Annotated in this window: 1 protein-coding gene; it reads right to left on the bottom strand. The window is 64.6% G+C overall.

From position 1 onward, the window contains the following. The coding region (locus tag AC0L17_RS34460; protein ID WP_473518987.1) for a M16 family metallopeptidase at positions 1 to 984 on the bottom strand (984 nt) is incomplete at both ends.

Raw genomic sequence — 984 nt, 5'->3', positions numbered from 1 at the left:
CGAGCGGACGAAACGATCCTTGGCCTTCTCCAGCTCGCCCGATGTGACGCCCTCGCTGGCGATGCGGGCGACCTCGGCCTCGACCGCCGCCTGGACATCGGCCAGCTTGGCGTCGCCGCGCGGCGCGCCATAGACGGTGAAGGTGGTAGCATCGAGCATGGTGCCCTGGAAAAAGGCGCCGGCCTCGGCGGCAATGCCTTGCTTGACGACAAGCTGCTGGTACAGCCGGCTGCGGCTGCCGCCGCCGAGGATCTCCGCCAGCAGGTCCAGCGCTTCCGCTTCGCCCGGCTTCGCAGTGTGATAGGAGGGAACCACCCATTGCGTCGAAAAATTCGGCACGCTGACACGCGCGTCAGCGAGCGTCACCGTGCGCCTGGTGTTCTGTTCGGGTTCGACCGGACGGATGCGCGGCGGCAGGTCTGGACCACGCGCGACCTTGCCATAGGTCTTTTCGGCCAGCGCCTTGACCGCCTGCGGCTCGACATCGCCGGCCACCACCAGCACGGCGTTGTTGGGCGTATAATATTTGTCGTAGAAAGCCTTGGCGTCGGCGCGGTTCAGCTTCTCCATCTCCTGCATCCAGCCGATCACCGGAATGCGATAGGGCTGGTTCTGCCAGAGCGTGGCGTCGACCTCCTCGCCGAGCACTGCCTGCGGATTGCTGTCGATGCGCGAGCGGCGTTCCTCGAGGATGACGTCGCGCTCGGTGGCGATGACGTCGTCGTTGAGGATGAGGTTGCCCATGCGATCGGCCTCGAAATCCATCATCTGCTCGAGCGCCTGCGGCACCACCGTCTCGTAAAAGGCGGTGTAGTCATAGGAGGTGAAAGCGTTATTCGAACCGCCGATGGCGGAGACGGCGCGGTCGAACGCGCCGGCCGCATGGTTGGTCGTCGCCTTGAACATCAGATGCTCGAAGAAATGGGCGATGCCGGACTTGCCCGGCGGCTCATCGGCGCTGCCGATCTTGTACCACACCATATG

The organism is Mesorhizobium sp. WSM4829 (assembly GCF_055811475.1).
This window is presented reverse-complemented; position numbering and strand designations above follow the sequence as displayed.